General features: G+C 49.4%; 16 protein-coding genes and 1 pseudogene. 6 read left to right on the top strand and 11 right to left on the bottom strand.

Annotated features, from left to right (window positions below; genetic code table 11):
* Positions 1–135: 135 nt before the first annotated feature.
* On the bottom strand, positions 136–2,724 hold the full coding sequence (locus tag FD01_RS05810; protein WP_056963150.1) for a cation-translocating P-type ATPase: 2,589 nt from the start codon (positions 2,722–2,724) through the stop codon (positions 136–138).
* Between the two features lie 208 nt (positions 2,725–2,932).
* Positions 2,933–4,054, bottom strand: a pseudogene (locus FD01_RS05805) (transposase); the annotation flags it as partial.
* Positions 4,055–4,078: 24 nt separating this feature from the next.
* Between FD01_RS05805 and FD01_RS05800 the strand changes: the two are divergent.
* Genes FD01_RS05800 through FD01_RS05790 form a run of 3 tightly spaced genes read left to right on the top strand, consistent with a single transcriptional unit; the run spans position 4,079 to position 5,455 of the window.
* On the top strand, positions 4,079–4,564 hold the full coding sequence (locus FD01_RS05800; RefSeq protein WP_225436169.1) for a conjugal transfer protein: 486 nt from the start codon (positions 4,079–4,081) through the stop codon (positions 4,562–4,564).
* Positions 4,565–4,606: 42 nt separating this feature from the next.
* Positions 4,607–5,113 carry a cyclophilin-like fold protein gene (locus FD01_RS05795; protein ID WP_202813673.1) on the top strand — a complete coding sequence of 169 codons (507 nt, stop codon included), beginning with the start codon at positions 4,607–4,609 and terminating at the stop codon, positions 5,111–5,113.
* 18 nt (positions 5,114–5,131) lie between these two features.
* Positions 5,132–5,455: an SDR family oxidoreductase gene (locus FD01_RS05790; protein ID WP_056963148.1), complete on the top strand. Its 324-nt coding sequence runs from the start codon at positions 5,132–5,134 to the stop codon at positions 5,453–5,455.
* Positions 5,456–5,630: 175 nt separating this feature from the next.
* On the opposite strand, the gene FD01_RS05785 is transcribed toward FD01_RS05790, so the two are convergent.
* The 5 genes from FD01_RS05785 to FD01_RS05765 form a co-directional block, all read right to left on the bottom strand.
* On the bottom strand, positions 5,631–6,527 hold the full coding sequence (locus tag FD01_RS05785) for a glycine betaine ABC transporter substrate-binding protein (RefSeq protein ID WP_056963146.1): 897 nt from the start codon (positions 6,525–6,527) through the stop codon (positions 5,631–5,633).
* 10 nt (positions 6,528–6,537) lie between these two features.
* Positions 6,538–7,380, bottom strand: coding sequence for an ABC transporter permease (locus FD01_RS05780; protein ID WP_054715160.1), 843 nt, complete (start codon positions 7,378–7,380; stop codon positions 6,538–6,540).
* Positions 7,373–8,572 carry a quaternary amine ABC transporter ATP-binding protein gene (locus FD01_RS05775; RefSeq protein ID WP_152164792.1) on the bottom strand — a complete coding sequence of 400 codons (1,200 nt, stop codon included), beginning with the start codon at positions 8,570–8,572 and terminating at the stop codon, positions 7,373–7,375. Before FD01_RS05775 ends, FD01_RS05780 begins: the two co-directional genes overlap by 8 nt.
* 450 nt (positions 8,573–9,022) lie before the next feature.
* Positions 9,023–10,567, bottom strand: a complete 1,545-nt coding sequence (gene guaA / locus FD01_RS05770) for a glutamine-hydrolyzing GMP synthase (RefSeq protein ID WP_056963142.1) — start codon at positions 10,565–10,567, stop codon at positions 9,023–9,025.
* A gap of 126 nt (positions 10,568–10,693) precedes the next feature.
* Positions 10,694–11,296 (bottom strand): DUF975 family protein, encoded by a 603-nt coding sequence (locus FD01_RS05765; protein WP_056963140.1) that lies wholly within the window; start codon positions 11,294–11,296, stop codon positions 10,694–10,696.
* A 187-nt stretch (positions 11,297–11,483) separates the two neighbouring features.
* Here FD01_RS05765 and FD01_RS05760 point away from each other — a divergent pair, with 187 nt between their 5' ends.
* On the top strand, positions 11,484–13,706 hold the full coding sequence (locus FD01_RS05760; protein WP_056963138.1) for an ATP-binding cassette domain-containing protein: 2,223 nt from the start codon (positions 11,484–11,486) through the stop codon (positions 13,704–13,706).
* Between the two features lie 547 nt (positions 13,707–14,253).
* Here the strand turns inward: FD01_RS05760 and coaA are convergent.
* The 4 genes from coaA to FD01_RS05745 are packed head-to-tail and all read right to left on the bottom strand — an operon-like array spanning position 14,254 to position 17,981.
* On the bottom strand, positions 14,254–15,177 hold the full coding sequence (gene coaA / locus FD01_RS05755) for a type I pantothenate kinase (RefSeq protein WP_054715153.1): 924 nt from the start codon (positions 15,175–15,177) through the stop codon (positions 14,254–14,256).
* 20 nt (positions 15,178–15,197) lie between these two features.
* On the bottom strand, positions 15,198–15,371 hold the full coding sequence (locus FD01_RS15685) for a FeoB-associated Cys-rich membrane protein (RefSeq protein WP_082611706.1): 174 nt from the start codon (positions 15,369–15,371) through the stop codon (positions 15,198–15,200).
* 26 nt (positions 15,372–15,397) lie between these two features.
* Complete coding sequence (gene feoB / locus FD01_RS05750; RefSeq protein ID WP_056963136.1) at positions 15,398–17,503, bottom strand: ferrous iron transport protein B; 2,106 nt, start codon at positions 17,501–17,503, stop codon at positions 15,398–15,400.
* Positions 17,496–17,981, bottom strand: coding sequence for a FeoA family protein (locus FD01_RS05745; RefSeq protein WP_054715150.1), 486 nt, complete (start codon positions 17,979–17,981; stop codon positions 17,496–17,498). Before FD01_RS05745 ends, feoB begins: the two co-directional genes overlap by 8 nt.
* 281 nt (positions 17,982–18,262) lie before the next feature.
* On the opposite strand from FD01_RS05745, the gene FD01_RS05740 reads away from it, so the two are divergent.
* Entirely contained in the window at positions 18,263–18,691 is a 429-nt protein-coding gene (locus FD01_RS05740) for a GNAT family protein (RefSeq protein ID WP_056963134.1), read from the top strand.
* A gap of 88 nt (positions 18,692–18,779) precedes the next feature.
* Entirely contained in the window at positions 18,780–19,151 is a 372-nt protein-coding gene (locus FD01_RS05735) for a helix-turn-helix domain-containing protein (RefSeq protein WP_162257342.1), read from the top strand.
* The last annotated feature ends 33 nt before the right edge of the window (positions 19,152–19,184 follow it).

The following is a 19,184-nucleotide window of genomic DNA, read 5'->3' as shown; positions in this document are numbered from 1 at the left end:
CAAATTCCGCCGGATTATTTTGAATATTGGCCGCCGGAATAGCGTGCCGCGCGACATGACTGCAATACATTTATTTGACGTAAAAACTGAGCATGATACCAGAAATTTAATCACGGTATCAAGCTCAGTTTCTGATTATTCTGTGGCAGTGACCCAGTGCTTCAATTCATTTGTGTGCTGAACGCGCTTGTACGATTCAACCACCAACATCGGCAGTAAACACGTCACCAGAACTATGCGCCACTGTCCTGCCGTCAGCGCAACCAATCCGATTGCTTGGCCTAATACCGGTACATTGCCAATAATCAATAGTCCTAGTAGAATACCAACCACGCTGAGTGTCAATGGACGATTAGCAGTGAAATTTTGCCAATCCAGGCGTCGCCGAGACTTAATCGGGAACAAATCAAGTATCGAGCCCATTGCTAGTACAAAGAACAGCATCGTCATTCCAAGTGCTTGGCCGCCGTCCCACTGGAAGCGGCCAAGTGCATAAATACCAAGAATCAAGACAACATAGGTGGTCGTTCGTACCGCCACCCGTTTACCAAGACCTGCCTGCCAGATACTAGTTTGACGATTGACTGGGGACATGCGCATAACACCGGTTTCCGCCACTTCACGGCTGATGAAGAAGCCTGGAATTCCATCTGCCAACACATTCACAATCAACATTTGTTCGGCACTCAAGATACCGCCCCACCCTAGCAATACTGCAGTGATCATTGTGAAGATTTGGGCGAAGTTGACTGACACCAAGAACTCTACAGCTTTAGTGATATTTTGGTAAACGGTTCGCCCTTGACGGACTGCCTGAACAATCGTTGCGAAGTTGTCATCAGTTAAGACAATATCAGCAGTGTTCTTAGCCACATCGGTACCGGTAATACCCATGGCGACCCCCACGTCAGCTTGACGCAACGCTGGCGCATCATTAACCCCGTCTCCAGTCATTGCCACCACTTCGCCTTGTGCCTGCCAGCACTTAACAATGCGAAGCTTATCTGCAGGTGTCGTCCGCGCAAACACGCGAATTTCTCCAATCTGATCGGTCAGTTCGCTATCCGACAGTGCCGCCAACTGAGCCCCGGCAATGGCGCGTTCCCCAGCATGCAAAATCCCGATTCGAGTCGCAATTGCACTTGCCGTTTGCAAATGATCCCCAGTAATCATCACTGTACGGATACCAGCTTGTTGCGCGGTATATATTGCTTCGGGGACCTCTTGACGCGGTGGATCCATGATTCCAATCAGACCGACCAGAGTCAACTGATCTAATTGATTCAGCCAATCCGCACCAGGGTCTTGGTCAAACCACTTAACCCCGGTAGCCAAGATCCGTAAACCTTGGGTTGCCATTTCGTCATGTCGTTGCTGACTTTCCTTGCGCGAAGCGACTAAGTCAAGCCGATCATACGCACCTTTGACGACTACTAACCAACGACCATTATGCCGATGCAAGGTCGCCATTCGTTTCTTCGTTGAATCAAAAGGATCCTCGGCAATTTGCGGATATGCAGACAAGACCTGAGAAAGGTTCAACACCGTTGCTGCAAAGCGATACACCGCCACATCAGTGGGACTACCAAGAATCTCGCCATCATTGCCAAGGGTGGCGCCATTCGCTAAGCCCCATAAGGCGAGATCATTTGATTCAGGCACATCGGCCACACGCAAATCTAGCACTGGCCCTTGGCCCGGCCAAAAGTGGGTCGCGGTCATCTTATTTTGAGTCAACGTACCGGTCTTATCAGACGCAATCACAGTGACGTTCCCAATCGTTTCTACAGCGGTAATTCGTCGCACAATCGCATTTTGCTTGGCCATCTTCTGGACGCCAGCGGTCATGCTCAAGGTCACAATCACGGGTAATGATTCTGGCACTGCGGCAATCGCCAGTCCGACCCCCAGCATTAAACTTTCAGACACTGACTCCTGATACATCAGCACTGCCAGCAGAATGGTAATCACACCACCCACAACAGCCACTAGCGACAATCGTTTGCCCAATTGATCTAAGCGTTCAGCTAGGGGTGTTTTCACCGCATGCGTTGTATTAAGCATCGAAGCAATCTGACCGATTTCAGTTTTCATGCCTGTACCGACCACTAGTGCCGTTGTATTTCCGGTTAAGATGGCGGTTCCTGAAAACAAGGCTGGATCTTCTGTCGACTTCTCAACTGGCTCACTTTCTCCGGTGAGCATTGCTTCTTCCACAGACAATGCGGTCGCTTGAACAATCCGTGCGTCTGCTGGAACGGTATCCCCCGCTTTAAGCTGTAACAGATCGCCGGGAACGATTCTGTTTGCTGGTACAACCATTGGGTTGCCTTCGCGAATGACAATCGCGGTCTGCTCATTCATGGCCTTGAGACTGGCCAGTGCCCGTTCTGCACGTCCTTCTTGATAGAGGCTGAGTCCAACATTCAAAACAACAATCCCGCCGATGATAATTGGCTTGAACCAACCACTATCAGCAGTTAAAGCTAAGTAAACTGATAAACCCACTGCAAACAGTAAGACAAGTGATGTCACATCACTCAAATGACGTATGATTCGTTGAATAATATTTGGTCTGGGCGCTTCAAGCAAAATATTTTCACCATAACGCTCTCGATATTTTGAAAGATGCTCGGGTTGAAGCCCATCCGTTGGGCTACTATCAAATTGTGTCGCAATATCTTGAGGCGTCGTTTGGAACCATTCTTCGTTCACGCGAGTCATATACTACCTCCTCAGGACCACTTCTTCAGCTTATATATATTATACTTTACATAAGCTTTGGCTTGCAACCGACAACTTTCATCAACGTGCCGGGTATGTACGAATTTTGACCGTTGAAATTGATAACTTGGGGTTTGACAAGGGTACTTCATAACAGGTGATTGTTTAGGGAATCCGTGCGGTTATCTCCTACTTAGTACGTGTTCAACTAGGCCACCATATTCTCAAGGCTGGTAGTAAATTTGTACTGAAGGCAATAGGTTTGCCCTTCATACGTTGTCGAAATAAAAATTGGTATAGCAAATACCCTCACGAGGGTCAGCGCATCGCTTAACACCATTGCCTGATCGATCTTGACGACTAATGATTCAGCTGTCCAGGTATTTACTAAGTCGAGTCCCACTGGCCCTTTCAAAAATGCAAAGCGCCGTTCTATAGCGCCACGTCAATTCTCGGCGTCTGTATCTTTACGTCGTTTCTTTGGATCCTAAGTCTTCGGCTTGGCCCCATGCTTTGGTCCACAAATCGCGAAACTCAACTCCTTGCACAGCTTTAAATTGTCATTGGTGCGGTAAAACGTGTCCGCTAACACTTCATCTGGATATTCACCATGAAGGTCGAAGTAATGATCTAGCGTGGCCGCAAAGTCATGGTCTTCAGTGAAAGCATTGAAACCAAAGCGTTCAATGTCGATGATGCCTTCACTCAATGAACAATCGATCTTGGCACCGAATTCAACTTTGGCTTTGGCCTTACCGCGCTGGATCGGACGAATGTACGGCTGTTGGAGGCTGACAATGCGGTCTGCGACTCTGTGAATCTTGTGTTCAAACATGTACCACTGCTGGTCAAACAAGATCCTAATAACACCCAGACGCGTTGCTTGCTTGGCCGTCAAAGTCGCGCCGGCGTCGATGAATTCATTGATGTAGCGCAAGTCGCGTCGAACGTATTGAAGCTGAGCTTTGACTTGCTTATGGATTGAGTGTTTCTGGCTCTTCGGATGCCTAGAAAATGCGGTCCAGACTTGCTTGGCCTCACGCTTATACATGCGCGGATTTGGTACATTCAGTTGATGTGCCATGTCGATGGCCATCGCTTCAAGGTTTTTGCACGCTAGATTGAGCAATGAGGTGTCTTGCGGAAAGCGAATCTTCACTGGAATCGCTTCAACCACACCACAATCGGTCAACTTCATCCGATTCTGAATCAGGCCAGCCCCGTAAAGCATGCGAAACGGCTTAGCGGCTCGCCCAGTACTCTGCTTGGAAAATTCCAATTGGTATGCCTCGTCCAGTTCCTTCCATGGGAAAACTGATGTTACCCTTATAAGTGAGACAACGACCCTCTATAATTGTTAGTATCAGCACACCCACAAGGAGGGTCTCTCAAGGGCAAAGACAAGAAGTCAGTGAACAGCACTTACACCATCAAAGTTATTCAAAATGACAACGGCGATATGGTGGTCACCAAGAACCCAACGATTGCAGCTGAACCAGCGACGGCACGAATCAAGCTACCAGACACGCAGTCCGATAACATGGTACCCAGCAGCACCTCAGATGACGTAACCAAGTTCCTCAAAACGTTCTTCGCTTTGTACCCGCAAAGTGATCGCAATGAACTCAAGCATTACGTCAAAGACGGCACACAGCCAATCGAACGGAACCTCAAGTTCGTGGAACTGCTCGATCCAGTCTTTAATCAGACTAAGCGCGGTCTGACTGTCACATTATCTGTGAAGTATCTCGACACTGATACCGATATGAGCCAAGTCTCACAATACACCCTGACCCTATCCAAGCAGAGCAGCAATCGGATTATCACTGACGGCATCTAAAAAATACCCGGCACGGCCTTACGCTGAAACTAGCGTAGCAGTGTGACTAAGCAAAACAGAATCACTATTGGCATAGTAATTGGGTTGCTTTTAATTGTTGGCGGTCACTCATTATTCCAATCGCGCCATACAATTACCAACCCAAGCCAGCAGCATAACAAAAAGATTAACAGTACTGAGCCTGCCGCAAACAACAACCAAATGAAAATTACAGTTAACAATCGCACCATAGAAGCAACGATGGCAGATAATTCTTCAGCAAAGGCATTTCTTGATTGGCTAGATGAAGGTGATCAGACCTTGACGTTGGAGGATTTTGAAGGGATGGAGAAAGTCGGTAACCTACACAAACAATTTCCAACCAACGATACGCCAACAAACACTGAAGCCGGCGATCTCATTTTGTATCAAGGGAATAAATTTGTGATGTACTACGGTCACAACAGTTGGAACTTCACACGCTTGGGTAAAATGGAAGGTATTTCCGCAACTGAGCTCAAGCAGCTATTGGGTCGTGGCAATGTCACAGTTACCCTGGAGCATAATTGAGGAAGGAACGTTATTGCCATGTTAACTAACAGAGTCGTCATTATTACCGGCGCATCGAGTGGCATCGGTGCTGCTACTGCCAAACAATTAGCTGCCGCTGGTGCAAAGTTGACGCTGATTGCCCGTCGTCAAGATCGCCTAGAACACCTCAAGCAAATGTTTCCTGACGCAGATATTTTGATTCAAGCAGTGGACGTAACTGACCCTCAAGCCATGCAACAAGCCGTAGCGGCTACTATTACACGTTTTGGTCGAGTTGACGTCTTGTTTAATAATGCCAGGATCATGCCAACCAGCCGCTTAGATGAACAACGGATTGCTGAATGGGGGGCGGATGGTTGATGTCAATATCATGGGGGTCTTAAACGAAAAGACGGCCTGATTTCTAGATCATCAGGTCGTCTTTTTGTGGGTAACTATCCTTCAACACCATTTGACAAATTTCCTTTAAAATAAGCGAGAAAGCCTGACTCGGCCTTCCCGCTTATTGGGTTACTCATTTGAAGCCCCATCAAGATCACTTCTTGATCAGATCATCAATCGTGTTGATATTGGTCATGTACTTCGGCACCGCCAACCCGACGCGCGCGCCGCGCAAATTAACGCCGAGATCGACGAACTGCCCCTTGTAATCGGCATAATACTTGCCGCTGGTGTTCGGCAACCAGGCACACACCATCGCATCGGCCGCGCCGGTCGCAACCGATGCCCACAGCGGCTGGATCTCCATCGGCCGAATCGTGACGTCATACCCGAGGGTGCGCAAGGATTGGGCTATAACGTTAGTCGAGGCGATCTCCGAATCCCACGCGACATAGGTCAGGGTCAACTTCTGCCCGTGAACATGCTTTAATCCCTTGCTCCATTGCTGTAGCGCTTGGGGATTTGCCTTCAGCCACTGTTTGGCGGCCGTAGCCGGGGCTTTGCCATCGTTGACCTTCAGCATCACCGCGGACATGTCCGCAGGCGTCCAGTAGAAACGATCCAACAACGTGTACGCCTGCGGGGCCGACTTTTTAAGTCCCTTGCGCGCGATCGTGTGGATCGCTTCGCTAGTCCCGTAAGCATGCTTGGGGTCTTTGAGAAATTTCAGATCATACTTATCAAACATCCAATGCGGCTGCCAGCCAGTGACGACGATTGGCTGGTGGTGTTCAACCGCCTTGCCTAGCGTCGACGTCATCGCAGCCGTCGAACTGGTTTGAAGCTGCCAATTGTGCGCGCTTAGACCATATTTTTGCAATGCCACCGTCGTGCGACTCATCACCCCGGCCCCGGCATCGATCCCGGTGATGGTGTAATTGAGCTGCTTGCCAAGCGGCTGGCTTGCGTTGTATTTGGCCGGCGCGGTACTGCACCCGGCCAACCCGAGCACAACGGCGCAGGCGGCTAAGACAGTTTTGAGTTTGCGCATCGCGACCTCCTTAATGTTGCTTGTGATTCATCGCCTGGGTGATTCGATCCAAGATGATCGCCAGAATCACGATCGCCAACCCGGCCGCAAAGCCGCTGCCGGCCTCGTTACGCCCGACGGCAAAATAGACTTGGGTCCCCAGACCCATCGCCCCAATCATCGACGCGATCACCACCATCGACAAGGCCAGCATCATACTTTGGTTGATCCCGGCCATGATCGTCGACAACGCCCCTGGTAGCTGAACCTTGGTCAGCCGCTGCCAGCGCGTCGCGCCGAAGCTATCGGCGGCTTCGATCAATTCACCGGAGACCTGTTGAATCCCCAACTGCGTCATGCGGACCGTCGGTGGCATCGCGAAAATAACACTCGCCACAACGCCTGGCACCATTCCGATACCAAACAGCGCGACGGCTGGGATCAGATACACGAATGCCGGCATCGTCTGCATGAAATCCATCAACGGCTTGACGATCCGCGCAACGGTGCGATTCATCGCCGCCCACAAGCCCAGCGGTACCCCGATGATGATTGCCAGCAAGCTGGCTGTCAGTACCAAGGTCAGCGTTTGGGTCATGTCCCGCCAGAAGCCTTGATTCCAGATATACAAGAACCCCAGCAGTTCGAACACCAACAGCCCCAGCTTGCGCTCGTGGCGCGTTAACCACCAGGTCAACGCGATGACCGCAAGAATAAACACGGGAATCGGTAAGAGATCGAACACCCACTGAATGGCATTGATGATGCCGCCCAAGGCGTTCGTGATGACATAGAAGAACCCTTCAAAATGCGAAATCCACGCGACGAAGGCATCGATCCAATGCGCTAGGGGAATTTTGGGAAGATCAAACATTCACGTTCACCTCATTTCCTGACAATGCGCCCAAGACCGCCCCGCGAATAATAATTCCTTGCAGCCGGTGGCGCTCATCGACGACGGCATACGGCACAGGCGTGCTGGACACGGCATCCATCAAGTCGGCCAGAGGGGTATCGATGGTCGTCGTCGGCACGATGTCTTTGACCAATGGGCGGATATCTTCTTGATGCTGGTCGATTGCTTGACGCACGTCTTTGGCATCGATGATTCCGAGCAAGTGGCGCTCGGAATCGATCGCATACAGACTCGAAATCTCGTTGTCGCGCATTCGCCGCGCAGCCAGCCGGGGACCGGCCTTTTCGACGTTGACGGTCGTTGCTCGCACCATAACGTTTCCGGCGGTGTAGACCTGCGAACGGTCAACGCCTTCGATGAAGCGCTCGACATAATCATCGGCAGGGTTGCTCAAGATTTCTTCAGGCGTCCCGATCTGGACAATCTCACCGTCTTTCATGATCAGGATGTGATCGCCGATGTGTAGCGCCTCGTTGAGATCATGCGAGATAAAAATGATCGTCTTGTGCAAGTTTGCTTGGAGATCCAGCAATTCGTCTTGCATCTCGCGCCGATTCAGCGGATCCAGCGCGGAAAAGGCTTCGTCCATCAACAACACCTCGGGGTCGTTGGCAAACGCGCGGGCCAACCCGACGCGCTGTTGCATCCCCCCCGACAGCTGATCATGATACTGCGAGGCGTATTCGCCTAAGCCCACCATCGCAAGCGCCTTTTGGGCCTTGGCCGCGCGCTCGCTTTTGCTGACACCTTGAATCTCTAACCCAAATTCCGTGTTTTGTTGCACCGTTCGGTTGGGCAACAAGGCAAAGCTTTGAAATACCATGCTCATCTTCTGGCGCCGAACGGCTTGCAATTGGGCTTTGGTCATCGTCGCAATATCTTCACCATCGATCAGCACGCTGCCACTCGTCGGTTTGATCAGCCGGTTGAGCATCCGAATCGTCGTCGACTTCCCGGAACCGGATAAGCCCATGATGACAAAAATCTCACCGTCTTCAACCGCAAAGTTGGCGCGGTCAACACCAACCGTTGCTTCTGTGGCCACTAAGATCTCTTGTTTCGTATGTCCGTTTTCAAGCATCGTCTGCGCTTTTGCGACATGCTTGCCAAAGATTTTCGTCAAGTTTTTGACCTCAACTTTGGTGGTCATAGCATTCCTCCTTCGTGAGTTCAACATGTTCTGCAATAAAAACTACACAATTAACGATACAGATAAGGCGCAATTATTTCAAATCCGCGTCACTACTTCTCATATTTTCCCGCGTAGAATGAGGATAAGAAGAACTATCCTGTCATCTAATAATAACAGCGCTTCCGCCACCACTGAGACAACAATGTGCTTACCTCGCACCAGTTAATTTTAGGATGGAATTCATCCTTTTAATTTTAATTAAAATATAATGTTAATAATCTCATTTAATTGATTGATTACCCGCGCAACTGAAAAAAGACCAGCTAACCAACACTGGCTAACTGATCTCATCTATTTCTCGGGGGACACTTGGGGGACATTTCAGTCCCCAAACCCGATTAAATGCTATTTAATACCGGCTAAAACGCCTTAAAATCCCGCTAAATTAGTGAATAGTGTTATCTAGAACTATTCCCATTCGACAGTTGCCGGCGGCTTAGACGTGATGTCGTAAACCACGCGGTTGATGTGCCCACATTCGTTGACGATGCGAGCAGAGATCTTTTGCAAGACTTCCCAGTCGATGCGGGCAAAGTCTGCAGTCATCCCATCGATGGACGTGATGGCACGAATGGCAATGGTGTAGTCGTATGTCCGACCATCACCCATGACGCCAACAGAACGGAAACCCGGTAATACGGTGAAGTATTGCCAAATAGATTCGTCTAAGCCGGCTTTTTTGATTTCGTCACGTAAAACCGCGTCGGATTCGCGCACGATTTCGAGCTTTTCAGGCGTAACTTCGCCTAATACTCGGATGCCAAGACCTGGGCCTGGGAATGGTTGGCGCCATACGAGTTCATGCGGGATACCAAGGCGTTCGCCAAGTTCGCGGGCTTCGTCTTTGAACAACTTGTTCAATGGTTCGATCAACTTGAACTTCAAGTCGTCTGGCAAGCCGCCAACGTTATGGTGAGACTTGATGGTCTGAGCCGTATCGGTACCGGATTCAACCACGTCGGTATACAACGTGCCTTGCGCCAAGTAATCGATGCCGTGCAACTTGCGGGCTTCAGCGTTGAAGACTTCGATGAAGTCGCGGCCGATGATCTTGCGTTTCTTTTCAGGATCGGTAACACCCTTCAAATCGCCTAAGAAGCGATCTGCAGCGTCGACTTTGATGATTTTCACACCAAGGCCTTTGCCTAAGGAGTCCATCACTTGATTGGCTTCATTCTTCCGTAATAAGCCGTGATCCACGAAGATACAAGTAAGTTGGTCGCCGATCGCTTTGTTCAACAAGGCCGCAACAACAGATGAGTCAACCCCACCAGAAAGACCGAGCAAGACTTGCTTGTCGCCGACTTCAGCACGGATGGCTTTGATTTGGTCATCGATGAAGTCACCCATGTTCCAGTTCGCCTCTGCGCCACAAATGTCAAAGGCAAAATGATGCAGAATTTCGTGGCCATACTTGGTGTGTTGGACTTCGGCGTGGAATTGGATGCCGTAGAACTTACGATCGTCGTCATCCATCGCAGAAATCGGGCAGTTTTCACTGGTTGCTGTTACGCGGAAGCCTTTAGGTGCTTCTTGAACCAAGTCACCATGGCTCATCCACACGGTTTGTTCGCGAGGAAGGCCTTGGAAAACTTTGGCGTCGTCATCGAGCACTTTGATGTCGGCTTTACCGTATTCGCGGTTGTCGGCTGGTGCAACTTTGCCGCCTAAGCGATAAGCCATCAATTGCATGCCGTAACACACACCTAAGATCGGGATGCCGAGGTTGAAGATCTCATCATCGACTCCTAATGCCCCTTCGTCATAAACGGAATCTGGGCCGCCAGAGAAAATGATCCCTTTTGGCGCGATTTCTTTCACTTCTGCAGCCGTGATCGTGTGCGGTTTGAGTTCAGAATAAACGCCGAACTCGCGAATCCGCCGGGTGATCAATTGGTTATATTGACTGCCATAATCAAGTACGATGATCTTGTCGTAATCCTGGTTTGCCAAGCTTTCTCCACGCTCCTCTTTAAATTATATTAATTCTACTGATATTATCGACGAACGTCAATCGTGATGAGAATTTTCCCATTTAAAAAAGCCACGTCTGAAAGCCACTCGAACCAATTGCTTCTATTATAAGGCAGGTTGCGTGAATTGATCTCCCGCTAAATTGCGATAATATGCAGCATTAGTGGCTTGAATATAAGGGGCCAGCCACAAGAAGCCGATCCCAAAGGTCAATGTTGCCACCAAAGCCCAGCCGATAAAGCTCAACTGCAACAGGAAATATTCCCCTTTATGCCCCACCATCAACTGCCGACTGGCGGCAATGGCCCCAGTTGGCGTGACTTTCGTGCCAGCAGCTTGCATATCTTTTAAGATGTAGTTGGTTTGCGAATAGGCCAAGGCTTTGATAATGCCAGGCACTACCAACAGCATCGACCACAATCCAATGAAAATCGCCGATAGTAATGTGTTGAGAAATACCGCGACAGGCTGGCCGCTGGTGAAAGCACTGAAAATATTACTAAAGATGTTGCGGTCTTGTTCCCGATCATCCATAAACTTCAAGAACGTAAAAGCGATCCCAGCGGTGACCATTAAGGTAATGATGCCAAACGTCAGCCAGCCGACCACATTGGCGAAAAACACCGCCACAAAGTGAAAGCCGACTGCCCAACCCCATTTGCCTTTGAGTCGGGCTTTGGCCGCTTGTTTCAATTCTGCTCGTGTCATGATTTGTACTCCTCCTTATTGAGGTACTAAGCGTCGTCGCAAGGTGTCACGGGGGGAACTTAAACATGGGAAACACATTTTTTGGTAGCGTTTCCCCTACTTTTATGATAAACTATTGCCCCCTGGATGTTCCAGAATGGTGCCGCAATGACGTGGCGCCCCCTTTTGCGTGTGAATGGAGGAGTAAATGTTCGATTCAATTGAAATTAAAGGTGACCGGCAAAACAATTTACAAAACGTGTCCTTATCCATCCCCAAACACCAGATCACCGTCTTCACCGGCGTCTCTGGATCTGGGAAATCCTCAATTGTCTTTGATACCATCGCCCAAGAAGCCGGCCGGCAACTGAATTCGACGTTTTCCAGCTTTGCGCGGTTGTTCTTGCCGCGCTATAAACGCCCAGACGTCGATGCGGTCAACAATATCTCACCAGCTGTGGTGATCGAGCAAAAGCCCCTTGGTGGCAATGCGCGTTCAACGCTGGGCACGATTTCCGATATTAATCCGCTGTTGCGCATTTTATTTTCACGATTCGGCCAACCACACCACGGCCACGCGTCAAATGCCTTTTCCTTCAATGATCCAGAAGGCATGTGTCCAACTTGCCAAGGCATAGGCGAAACTTACGTGTTGAATCTCGACGCCGCCTTTGATCGTAGCAAGTCAATTCGCGAAGGCGCCGTATTGTTGCCAGGTTACGTGAAGAACGGCTATTACAATCAGCAGCTGATCAAAACCAAGCTATTTGACAACGACTTGCCACTGGATCAGTTTTCCGATGATCAATGGGATTTCTTCTTACATGGTGATCCAGACGAACGCGTGCGCACCAAGCAGAAATTTGAAGGCATTTCGCGGCAATTCTTCCGCACCACCACCCAATCTGATCGGGATACGTCAGCCGGCGCAGCCAAACGCTTGGCAACTTTTGCCACCCAGACTTTGTGCCCTGCTTGTGGTGGGAAACGCTATAACGATTCCGTATTAGCGAGTCGCATCAATGGTTACAACATGTTTGATCTCACCGATATGCAACTGTCTGACTTAGTTGCGGTGCTGAAAGCCTTCGACGACCCCGCCATGGCGCCGTTATTGACGGATTTACAACAACGCTTAGGCGACATGATCGCCATCGGGTTGGACTACTTAGCGTTGACCCGAGACACCCGCACGCTTTCTGGCGGCGAATCCCAACGCGTGAAAGCGGTGCAATATCTCGGTAACGCACTGACCGATATGCTTTATATCTTGGATGAACCATCGACTGGCTTGCATCCCCGCGACGTCCATCGCCTCAACGACTTATTGAAAAAGTTGCGTGACAATGGCAACACCGTGATCGTGGTGGAACATGACCCCGACGTCATCGCTGTCGCCGATCACATCATCGACATGGGCCCAGGTGCAGGGTCACATGGTGGGACAGTGACTTTCGAAGGGACTTACGCCGAGTTGCTGGAATCAGACACCTTGACCGGCCATTCATTAAAGCAACATTTGCCGATCAATCCAAATCCGCGCAAAGCAACGACTTTTATCCAAAGCCAACCGAGTTCGCGACATAATTTGAAAAATATTGCTTTGAAAGTTCCCGTCGGTTTATTCACCGTCGTATCAGGCGTCGCTGGTTCTGGGAAGTCCACGTTGGTGCAACAAGTCTTCGCGCAAGAACACCCCGAAGCCATCAATATCGACCAATCGCCTTTGCATGCCAACTCCCGCTCAAGCATCGCGACTTACACCGGCATCATGGATCGCTTGCGCCAACTTTTTGCCAAAAGTTCCGGACAACCAGCAGGCTTTTTCTCCAGCAACTCGACTGGTGCTTGCCCGCAATGCCATGGCAAAGGCGTGGTCAGCTTGAATCTGTCCTTCATGGATGATGTCGAAGTCGAGTGTTCCTTGTGTCACGGCACCAAATTCAAAGCAGAAGTGCTGCAATACGAAATTCGCGGCCATAACATCGTCGACATGATGCAAATGACCGTCGAAGAAGCGGTGCAATTCTTCAACGACAAGAAAATCGCCAGCAAGCTCGCCGCGGTGGAAAACGTCGGCCTCTCCTATTTGGAAATCGGCCAAACGCTGGACACCTTGTCCGGCGGTGAAGGTCAGCGCCTAAAAATTGCGGCCGAGCTGCAAAATGCTGGCAACTTGTACATTTTGGACGAACCAACCACTGGCCTACACACCGCCGACACCAAGAACTTGATCCGCATCATCAACGACTTGGTCAATGCTGGCAACACTGTCATTGTGATCGAACATAATCTCGATGTGATGCGTGCAGCAGACTGGCTGATCGATGTCGGACCAGATGGCGGCTCGCGCGGCGGGGAAATCGTGTATCAAGGCGTGCCGGCTGGCGTCGTGGATTGTGAACGATCCATCACTGGAAAATATCTGTAAACGAAAAGCCAAACTCGACTGTGAGTTTGGCTTTTCGTTACTGAAATAAAACAAGCCTATCAGCGATTGGGCTGGTAGGCGACGGTTTGGGCTGATTAGACCCGTGTCACAATGATTAACTTTACATCCTGATACTAGCATGTCTTTACGGGACTTGCAAGTTATAAATCGGAATTCACTTGATTCAAATTTTAAATCATCATTGATTTCGCAAAGCCGATTATTAAGCCGCGGAAAGCTTTTGAGATTCTAACCCAGTATGCTAAACTATGTAACGACAACTGACCGGATACATGTTTCAGTCCGATTAACTAATCATCTATTCAGCTGATACTGTTGTCAAAAGAAGGTGTCATGATGATTAACTTTACACTCTGCATCAACGTGAATCCCGTCGAACTGGGTGCGTTTGTCACTGCCGTTATTAGCGGCGTGATTGCCTGGCAAAAACCGCCGAAGCGCTGATACTGAAGAAAGTCAGTGCGACCCAGCAAGCGGGGCAACGCCCTGACTTTTTTCATTTTCCACCAAAAATGCCCCTCAACAATTAGAACTTTCGCAATGACACCTGGTCGATCACATGATTCTGCGTCTTATGTAAGATCACATCCGCCCGATTCTTGGTCGGCAAGATATAGTCGTTCAAATTCACCAAGTTAACTTTATCCCACACATCGCGCGCCATATCAAAGGCAACTTTCCGATCGCCGATGGCATATTGATAATAGTAGTTGGTCGGATCGGTGAATGCCGTGTCCAACAACATCCCGAAGCGTTCCAAATACCACTGTTCGATCAACTCTGGATCGGCGTCGACATAAATCGACAAGTCGAAATAATCCGACACGTAAATCGGTTCATGTGTCGGCAGCTGTAAGACGTTGATCCCTTCGACGATCAAAATATCGGGATGGTCGAGCACTTCTTCAACGCCAGGCACAATGTCGTAGATTTGATGGGAGTACTTCGGCGCGCGCACCACCCCAGTATTATTTTTGACATTGTTGAGAAAGTGGATCAACAAGTCCATGTTGTAAGACTCAGGAAACCCTTTGCGATCCAAAATGCCGCGCTTTTCCAGCTCGGCGTTAGGATACAAGAACCCATCAGTGGTGATCATTTGCACGCGCTTGTCCGGATACGCACGGCTTAACATCAACTGCAATAGCCGCGCAGTGGTACTTTTGCCCACTGCTACGGAACCGGCGATGCCGATGATGAACGGATGGTTGTAGTCATGTTCGCCCATAAATGCAGACAAGTTGAACTCGGCAGTTTGATAATCACGATATTTCACGTGGATCAAATGCCGCAAGGGGCTGTAGATGTCTTTCACGTCTTGCATGCTGACTTCATCATTCAATGACCGCAATTGATCAAGTTCTGCATCGGTCACTGACGAAAAGTTGCGCGTGTGAAACGTCGCCCACTCGCTGCGTGGGAAAACGTAATAATTCATTCGAGATTCCATGTCGACTCCAAGTCGCGAAACTAGTTAGCTCGCTTTTTGTTATTCTGCTGTAAGGCTTGCGCTTGGTCAAACAAAGGACAGCCAACGTCGCCACATGATTTGCAGCCGTCACCTTTGGCCTTTTTGAAGAAGCGCTTATAGATCACGCCAGCCACAGCCAGTAAAATAATGCCTAAAATGATCCAAGTTGCCATCAGCAATTCCTCCTATGTTAGCACTTTCAAATAGCCTTCTGCAAGTTGCTGGTCACCGGCCGCTTCACAAACAGTCCAAACAAAATCAATAATAACGCGACAGCGGCCAGCGCTAGCCCCCAAATTGAAGCGGTGCCTGCAACCAAAGCCCCTGCTTGATTGACGATGGTGGCGATCAAATAAGCGACACCACATTGATAACCCACCGCGTACCAAGTCCAGCGCGTATCGCCGAATTCTTTGTACATGGTCCCGATCGAAGCGAAACATGGCGCACACAATAAGTTAAACACTAAGAACGCATACCCTGCCATTGGCGCATAGGCTTGTTGGAGTTGGCTTTGGAAGTGAGCCATGGTCCCGCCACCAAACGCAATTTTAAAGGTCCCGACGCAATTTTCCTTGGCAATTAAGCCTGAGAAAATCGCGGCAGTCGCCCGCCAATCACCGATCCCAAGTGGGGCAAAAATCGGGGCGATCACGCCACAGATATCACGCAGGATCGATTGGTTTTGGCTGACCATGTGCATTTGCCAGTTGAAATTGGCCAAGAACCATAACAACACGCAAGACGCAAAAATCAACGTCCCAGCTTTATACACAAATGCCCGAGAGCGACTGTACACCGAGCGGGTAATATTAGAAAACTTCGGCAAGTGGTAAGCCGGCAATTCCATGACAAACGGTGACGGCGGCCCAGCGAATAACCGCGTTTTCTTCAAGAAGATCCCAGAACCGATCACGGCTAGGATCCCAATAAAGTAGGCTGACGGGGCGACCCAAGATTGCCCAGGGAAAAAGGTCCCAGAAATCAGCGCGATCACCGTGAGCTTGGCCGAACATGGCATGAACGTGGTCAACATAATCGACATGCGCCGGTCTTGCTTGGATTCGATGGTCCGCGTCGCCATGATGCCAGGCACCCCACATCCTGTGGCGATCAGCATCGGAATGAAGGCCTTTCCTGACAGATTGAACTTATGAAACAGCCGATCCATCACAAACGCGATGCGCGCCATGTACCCGCAATCTTCCAGCATCCCCAAACATAAAAACAACATCATGATCTGCGGCAAAAAGCCGAGGATCGCCCCGACGCCACCGATAATCCCATCGACGATCAACGATTGCAGCCAATGGGCAACTTGCCATTGATTGAGCCAACGGGTTGCCAAGTTCGGCAACCAACTGCCAAACACAGTGTCATTCAGCCAATCTGACCCGATTGTCCCAATGGTTTGAATCGATAAATAATACACCGCCCACATCACCACGGCAAAAATCGGTAACGCCAGCCAGCGATTCGTGACCACACGATCGATTTTGTCCGACCAAGATTCCGAGAAATCATTGTCATCGACCACACTCATCGCAATCACGCGAGCAATGAAGTCATAGCGCGCATTGACCATGATGGCATCAGAAGTATCGCCGAACAGTTTCTCAGCAGTGGCGATAGTTTGTTGAATGTCATCTTGTTGTTTATCAGTGAGCTGGACTTTTTCTACCACTTGTTCATCTTGTTCAAACAACTTGATCGCATACCAACGGCGTTTTTCCGCAGGATAAGCTTTGAGTTGAGCTTGAATCAAGCTGAGTGCGGACTCCACTCGGGGATCATATTCTGGATAGGCATATGTTTTAGCATTTGGCGTAAGCAGATGATCGACCAGTTCTGGGACGTTGGTGCCGTTCATCGCACTGATGCCCACTACTGGCACCCCTAACGCGTAACTCAACTTGTCGAGATTGATCTGGCGATGATGCTGCTTTTTTAAAACATCCATCATATTCAAGGCGACGATCAAGGGGCGTCCGGTTTCCATCACTTGCAGCGTCAGATATAAGTTGCGCTCCAAGTTCGTGGCATCCACCACGTTAAGCACTTGCGACAGTTCCCCATCGAGCAAAAAGTTCCGCGTGACGATCTCTTCGGAAGTGTAAGGTGACAGTGAGTAAGTTCCAGGTAGGTCTTGGATCACCACTGTTTTATCTTGGCGGAGTTTGCCAGCTTTGCGCTCGACCGTGACGCCAGGCCAGTTCCCGATGGCTTGTTTGGCCCCAGTCAACGCATTAAACAGCGTGGTTTTACCAGAATTCGGATTACCAACTAAGGCGATAGCTTCAGGCATGTTGACCCACCTCCACCACTTGGATCGATTCTGCGTCAGCCTTTCTGATCGATAACTTATACCCACGGACTAACAGTTCCAAGGGATCACCAAGCGGGGCAACGTTGTAGACTTTTACCAACGTACCACGGGTCAGCCCCATATCCATCAAGCGATGACGCAAAGCTGGTTGGCCGTCGAGTTTGGCCACGATGCCTTGTTGATGACGTTTGAATTGCGCAAGTGGTTGTGCATTCGTTAAGTCGATATCGTGATAAGGTTGCACTTCAATTAAGCTGGCAATTTCAGTCGACATCGCCAAGCGCTGCCCTTGAAAATAAATCAACATGCCAGAATCGCCTTTAGCCGTTTGGATCACGGTCAAGCGTTTGCCTGCTAGTAAGCCGAGTTCGGCTAAGTGCTTGTTTAAGCGGTCGCGACCAGTGATCGACATGATGATGTAATCGCCTTGCGTGGTGACTTGAGTCAAATTTTGCATGGTCGGGCCTCCTTGTGTGTCTCATGATATTCTCATCTTACTAGATTTTGCGCCACTTGTATCGAAATAGCAGCGGAGTTCACGGGTATTCACAAGAATAACACGGTTAAGCACAAGTTTTTTCTTAGATTGGAACAATTATCGTTGCTGTTAACGAATTCAAATGTTGGTACCAAAGGGATGTAAAGATGACTCCTTATTCTTTGAGAGAATCATGTTATCCTCTGGTCATGGAAGAACTCTTTGAAATTGCGGACCCTGCGCGCTAAGATGATACCACTTTGTCAGCCAGCGGATTTGATTCCGGATTCTACTGGGCCACTTTACTCGACATTGACATCGTCTTAGGCAACTTTATCGATGGCCGACTAGCCGGCCTCATCGCCTTTCGACATGTCCCTGAAAATTTAGGAAATTTTGTTGACCTACTGGAAGTCGCCAAACCATTTCGCCACCGCCAAGTTGCCAAAAAGCTGTTAGCCATGGTCATGCTCGATTCATTTCAAACGCCTGATTTTGACGGCTTCATGCAACTCAGGCCTAAACAAAATGGCATTCAGTACTTCTACTTGAACCTGGCGGATTTGCACATGACCCTTCGATCATCTTTGATACCGACGCCAGTCATCGCCACGTCCGACGTTATTTACCTTCTGGAGGAAAAATATTATGACCCCTCAAGCCGTTCATCAACAATGAGTCTACCTTAACGAAATCATGGATAGCAATCCACTCCAATCTCCTGCTTATCGTGATGCATTTGACCAGTATGATCAATTGCTATTTGGTCATGTCACAATGCGAGACATTTCATTAATTAAAGACTATCTTCCCCAACCGATTCCAGACGACACCATGTCCTTGATGATCGCCACTGTGATAAATGGTCGGCCGATCACTGACGTCATTTCAGTTCCGGCTCCGATTCAATGTGCCCTGTTAATCCGTTGGGGACGCAACCAAAAAGGGCTCACTCAAGCCCAACTGGCCGAGCAGCTCGACATGACGCAAAGTCAAATCGCCAAAATCGAAAGTGTTGCCAATGGCGTAACTGCAGAAGTGATGGGCAAACTTGCTAAGGCCTTGGATGTCACTTTTACCATCACGGCAAACGACCCAGTCCTAAGCAAAACCAATCCGAAAAAGGGGCGCTACAATTTTTGGAGTTGATAGACATCTTGTCTGTTGGCTCCTTTTTCTATA

Source organism: Lacticaseibacillus manihotivorans DSM 13343 = JCM 12514 (genome assembly GCF_001435035.1).
GTDB classification, from domain to species: domain Bacteria; phylum Bacillota; class Bacilli; order Lactobacillales; family Lactobacillaceae; genus Lacticaseibacillus; species Lacticaseibacillus manihotivorans.
The sequence above is the reverse complement of the archived record's forward strand: the minus strand, read 5'-3'. Positions and strand labels throughout refer to the sequence as shown.